The organism is Paraburkholderia ultramafica (genome assembly GCF_902859915.1).
Taxonomy (GTDB): domain Bacteria; phylum Pseudomonadota; class Gammaproteobacteria; order Burkholderiales; family Burkholderiaceae; genus Paraburkholderia; species Paraburkholderia ultramafica.
Genome location: NZ_CADIKK010000097.1, coordinates 1 through 4848, shown reverse-complemented (window position 1 = coordinate 4848; position 4848 = coordinate 1). Strand labels below are relative to the sequence as shown.

General features: G+C 64.2%; 4 protein-coding genes and 2 pseudogenes. 1 reads left to right on the top strand and 5 read right to left on the bottom strand.

Annotation, left to right across the window (positions count from 1 at the left end; genetic code table 11):
• Positions 1-231: 231 nt before the first annotated feature.
• Together HV744_RS36045 and HV744_RS36040 are read right to left on the bottom strand one after the other, a co-directional pair.
• Complete coding sequence (locus HV744_RS36045; protein ID WP_175154013.1) at positions 232-639, bottom strand: Hsp20/alpha crystallin family protein; 408 nt, start codon at positions 637-639, stop codon at positions 232-234.
• Positions 640-663: 24 nt separating this feature from the next.
• On the bottom strand, positions 664-1116 hold the full coding sequence (locus tag HV744_RS36040; protein ID WP_175154012.1) for an Hsp20/alpha crystallin family protein: 453 nt from the start codon (positions 1114-1116) through the stop codon (positions 664-666).
• Between the two features lie 239 nt (positions 1117-1355).
• Between HV744_RS36040 and HV744_RS36035 the strand changes: the two genes are divergently transcribed.
• A complete protein-coding gene (locus tag HV744_RS36035; RefSeq protein ID WP_175154011.1) occupies positions 1356-1739 on the top strand; it encodes a hypothetical protein in 384 nt (127 codons plus the stop codon).
• A gap of 539 nt (positions 1740-2278) precedes the next feature.
• Here HV744_RS36035 and HV744_RS36030 read toward each other — a convergent pair.
• The 3 genes and pseudogenes from HV744_RS36030 to HV744_RS36020 form a co-directional block, all read right to left on the bottom strand.
• Positions 2279-3342 (bottom strand): annotated as a pseudogene (locus HV744_RS36030) (glycosyltransferase family 4 protein).
• The gene (locus HV744_RS36025; protein ID WP_246279376.1) at positions 3342-3542 is read right to left on the bottom strand and encodes a CsbD family protein; all 201 of its coding nucleotides are present in this window, start codon (positions 3540-3542) and stop codon (positions 3342-3344) included. Before HV744_RS36025 ends, HV744_RS36030 begins: the two are co-directional and overlap by 1 nt.
• Before the next feature lie 264 nt (positions 3543-3806).
• Positions 3807-4848: pseudogene (locus HV744_RS36020) on the bottom strand (tyrosine-type recombinase/integrase); the annotation flags it as partial.

Below are 4848 nucleotides of genomic sequence, written 5' to 3'. Positions count from 1 at the left end.
CTCGCGCTGCATCGCTTCTGCTGTCGCCCCTTGACTGCGGCGGGGCATCGCGCAATGCGGCAGATGCCAGTAGATGCCAGTCGGCTTGCAGCTGCCATGCCGCCGGGTCCTGACCGTCGCAGTCCATATCCGTCCACGAACTTCTGCGCCCGCGCCTCCACGAAGCCGCGGGGTGGCGACCTCCCGGCCGCCACCGGTCTTTCTCGCGCCGTCGTTGCCCGTCTCCCGCGCTCAGTTCGTCCTCACCTCGATCCGTCGCGGCCGTGCCTCGTCGCGACGCGGAATCGTCAGTTTCAGGACGCCGTCCTGAAGGTTCGCATCGATCTTCGATGTGTCGAAGTCCGGGCTCACGGAGAACGCGCGCGCGAAATGCGGTTCACGGATCTCGGCGTGCTGCAGCCGCAGACCTGCCGGCGTCGGCACAACCGCTTCGGCCTCGATATAAAGATTGCCGTCGTGCACCTTCACATCGAGTTTGTCCTTCGGGACGCCCGGGAGGTCCGCCCAGAGCGTGATGCCCTGGCTGTCCTCAAACACGTCGACTGCCGGCGTGAGCGTCATCCGTCGTGCCGGTGGGTCGCCCTCGCGTCGTGTTACCGCTTTCTGGTCGCGTTCAGCGACCTGGGTCTTGTCGTTCATGGCTCGCTCCTTGAATGACTGGCATTACTGGACGGTGATAGCCCGCGGCTTCGACGCCTCGCGCTTGCCCACGCTGATCGACAGGCAACCGTTGGTGTAGCGCGCCTGTACCTTGTCGGGGTCCGCATTCTGCGGCAGCTCGATCACGCGCCGGAAACTGCCGGTGAAGCGCTCCTGTGCGTAGGTGCGGGCGTCGTCGCGGGTTCTGTCATCGTTCCCGCCCTGGGCGGGCTTGCGCTCGCCGCTGATGGTCAGCAGGCCCTTGTCGATCGACACGTCGAGGTCGGCCAGCTTCAGGCCGGGTGCGAACGCGACGATCTCGATCGAGTCCTCGGTCGTGCCGATATTGACCTGCGGAAAGGCGCCGAAGCGGCCGGCGCGGATGCTGGACGGGAGACCGCCGAACAGACTGTCCATCTGCCGCTGCAGACGGTCAAACTCGCTGAACAGGTCGGTTCCGGAAAAGAGATCACTCATCGTATCCTCCTTCGATGCAGCGAGGAGGCGAACGGGCCTACGCGCTCCAGTTCGCCTGCCAAGCTGCTGGCAAACAAATCGAAACACGCAGCGCACCGGATGGGACCGGCGCATCTGCCTGAGCGAAAACAAAGATAGGACTTCTAGCGACAATTTCAAGGGGGTGAAATTCCGGTCTTGAAAATCGCCTGCCAAATCCTATTCTCGTGGTGCATTGCAACGACAGGGAGAGGACAACTATGGAATTCGATTCGGACTGGCTCACGCTTGGCAGACACCGCGTCCGGCTGCGCTCAACCCGAGGCTTTCCGACGGAGTTGATGCGTAGCGTGACGGAGGTCGTGCGACTCGCGATCGACAACAACATGAGCGCCCGCGCGCGGCTGGTTGAGATCGTCTTCCGGCAGGAACAAACCTACGATATCGCCGTGGGCACGACCCTGATGGAAGACAGCGTTTGTGCACCGCACCTGGAAGCGGCCATCGCGGTGGTGCTCGGGCTGCTGCCGGAGCAGGTGAACATCACCGTGACGCCGGTCAGTCAGGAGGAAGTCGACCTGCACTTCGGCATGTATGAGCGGATGCTCGCCGAGAAGCTCGGCGTGGTGCCACCGATCCAGTGAGCTTCGGGCGACCGCTTCGATCCGGAGTGAGCGCACTCTGACGGGCAACCCGAGGGCCTGCCTCGTGTCCTCCCGGAGCGGCCCGGAATCATCGACCGCGACGGGGAACGGGAGAACGAACAGGGAGCCTCATCATGAAAACCTGTCAGGCGCACGGCTTGCGGCAGCCGTGCTGATTGCCGGTTCATGTCCTGCTATGGCGGTACCGCCGGGCCGCCCCTGAAAAACGTTGTCGCTGCAGCAGGACATCTGGATCGGCGGCACGATACAGCAAGGGAACGGACAATACGCGCCGGGGGACTACACGACCTGCTGCTGGACGACGACAAGGTCGGACCGACATCCTGCTCGGCAAGGCCGGCGCAACGGACCCGAAGCTCCTGCTACCTTACCTGGGGCAGCATGTCGCCGTCAGAGGGCGCGTCATCTGTCCGGATTCCGGAATCCTTCGTGTTTCCGGTCTGCTGACGGGCGGCAGGCGCGGGACGGCCAGACCGCACATCAGGTATGGGGATGCGACCAGGTGTTCCGTGGCCCGGTCAGCCCGCGACGACCTGACGTAGCGTTGGGGGGCCTGCTGTCCGGGCAAGCGAGGTATAAATGTCTATGTAGTGCTGCGCCATGGTCACCGAGGTGAAGCGGCGCATGAAGGCCGCACGAATGTCCGTCCGCGACAGAGCGTCGAGCCGTGTCACGGCGTCGACTGCGCCTGACACGTCCTCAACAATATAGCCGGTCACACCGTGGGCAATCACCTCCGGCACCGAGCCCCGGTTGAACGCAATGACGGGCGTGCCACAGGCCATTGCTTCGATCATCACCAGGCCAAACGGCTCGGACCAGTCAATCGGGAACAGTAGCGCCCGCGCGCCCGAGAGAAATCCGGGCTTCTGCGCGTCATTGATCTCGCCGATGAATTCGACATGCGGGCGCGCCAGTAGCGGCTGGATCACGTTTGCAAAGTAGGCTTCATCGGCCCGGTCCACCTTCGCGGCAATCTTCAGCGGCAGACCGGCGCGCGCGGCGATCTCGATCGCGAGGTCCACGCGCTTTTCAGGACAGGTCCGGCCGAGGAAAGCCAGATATGCAGGTTCCGTTGGCACTTGCGGCGTCAGCAGATTTTCCGGCAGGCCGTGATAGATCGTATCGAGCCAGTTCGCGTCCGGCAACGGCATCCGCTGCGAATTGGATATCGAAACGACGGGCGCCTGCGGGAACATGTCGAACACCGGTTGAGTTCGGGCAGATCGAGCCGCCCGTGCAGCGTGGTCACGAACGGCACGCCGAGTGGTGAAAACGTGGGAAACGGCAGATAGCTCAGATGGAAGTGCAAAACGTCAAACGTATGCGCCACGCGACGGACCTTCTCGAGCAACACCAGGTGCAGGGCAAATGGGTCGCCAATTCCCGGATCGAGCCGCAGCGAGTGCGGCCATACCGGCTCGAGGCGCGCGCCTGTCTGCGAATCCCCGCTTGCGAACAGCGTCACATCGTGTCCGAGGTCGACGAGGGCCTCGGTGAGATACGACACCACGCGTTCCGTACCGCCATACAGCTTTGGCGGAACCGCTTCGTGCAACGGGGCGATCTGCGCGATACGCATCAGGCGTCTCCATTCAGATGCTTCGCGCTGACCCGCCGGCTAACGGGAGCGCGACGCAACCCTGCTTCAGACGGGCTTTCTGGTCGTGTCCTTGACGGCTTTCTTGACGTCGCCTGTCTTTTTTCGCCCGCCGCCTGCTGGACATCGCCCGGGACTTCCTGTTTCCGGTCGCCCGTTGCGCGGCCAATGGTCTCATTCACCTTGCCTTTGACCTTCTCCGCCACACCCTTTACCTGATCCTTGTTAATGGCCGGCCTCCGATGCAAAACAATTCGTGGATGGATTTCGCCGCCCGTTGACGGGCAGGCTCAGAATTTGTGCAAACAGCGTGCCTGACGGTTCTGTTGCAGTAAGGGGCTAGGTTAAAATTGGGCAGCAAAATTTTCGAGCTGCCCGATGAAGAAGACAAAGACGCCGCGAACCACGCTTGCCCCGGGCCTGGCCAAGGTCCTGAAGCGCCTTCGGGCGTGGCGCAGGTTATCCCGCACGGTCGTCAGTTCCGCCCCGCGGGCAAGTGCATGGGAGGCGTGCGTATGGCGCATCCAGTGCGGGCTGGCGCGTCGCAGCTTCTCCGCGGCCGTCGGATGGTCGGCGCCGATGACTTCGGCGGCCTGGTCAAAGAAGCGCCGCATCACGTTCCACAATCGGGTTCCGGTAATGCCCGTGGTGCTGTCCTGTTCGAGGTTCGCGACGAGCGGCGTTTTCGGCTCCCAGCGTGCCGGCGTGACTGGAAGTCGGCGCTGCACGAGATACTGATCGAGCGCCGTACGCGCCAGCGGCGGCAACGCGACCTTGCCGGGCCGGCTGCCCTTGCCGACCAGATGCAGCCAGTGATCGCCGTGTTCATTGGTGCGGATCTCACCGAGCGTGGCGCCGACGAGTTCGCTGACGCGCAATCCGGTCGCATAGGAAAAGTCGAGCATGAAACGCATCCGCTGCGCAGCCGGCTCAGCCCAATCATATGACCATTCAAGTCCATCCGCGATGGCGCGCACGAGCAGCCACTCGCCCTCGGTGAAGCCGCGCGATGTGTCGAGCGGCGTGACCCGCGTGCGGCCGCGTACCTTGATCCCGGCAAAGGGGTTGGCAAGCACGTACCGCTGCTCGATCAGCCAGCGGAACAGTGCGCCCACCACCGAAAGCGCATACGCGGTGGACCGCGCGGACAGGTTGCCGGCGAACGGCCGCCAGTCGGGGGCGGTGCGCGGCCGCGGCGGCCCGATCCAGCGTTCGCGCGGCGTGGGCCGGCGCAGGAACGCCCGGTACGCGATCGCGTCTTCCGTGGTCAGCGACGACAGTGCCCGCCCGCGTTCGACGATCGCCCACAGGATCAGGCGTTCCGCCTCCTTGCGATAGGCGCGCTGGGTGGGGGCTGTTTCGTGCAGCGCGAGCCAGGCCTGTACCGCCTCGTAGTGGTTGGACGCGTCCAGCGTGCAGGCCTGCCGGGGTGCCCGGAAGCTGCCGTGCGAGCCGTCCACTTCATGCGGCAGCCGCAGCCGTTCCCAC

What these genes read in the sequence shown, in the direction of transcription:
- HV744_RS36045 (WP_175154013.1), bottom strand. Translation starts at nt 639, where the DNA reads ATGAACGACAAGACCCAGGTCGCTGAACGCGACCAGAAAGCGGTAACA.
- HV744_RS36040 (WP_175154012.1), bottom strand. Translation starts at nt 1,116, where the DNA reads ATGAGTGATCTCTTTTCCGGAACCGACCTGTTCAGCGAGTTTGACCGT.
- HV744_RS36035 (WP_175154011.1), top strand. Translation starts at nt 1,356, where the DNA reads ATGGAATTCGATTCGGACTGGCTCACGCTTGGCAGACACCGCGTCCGG.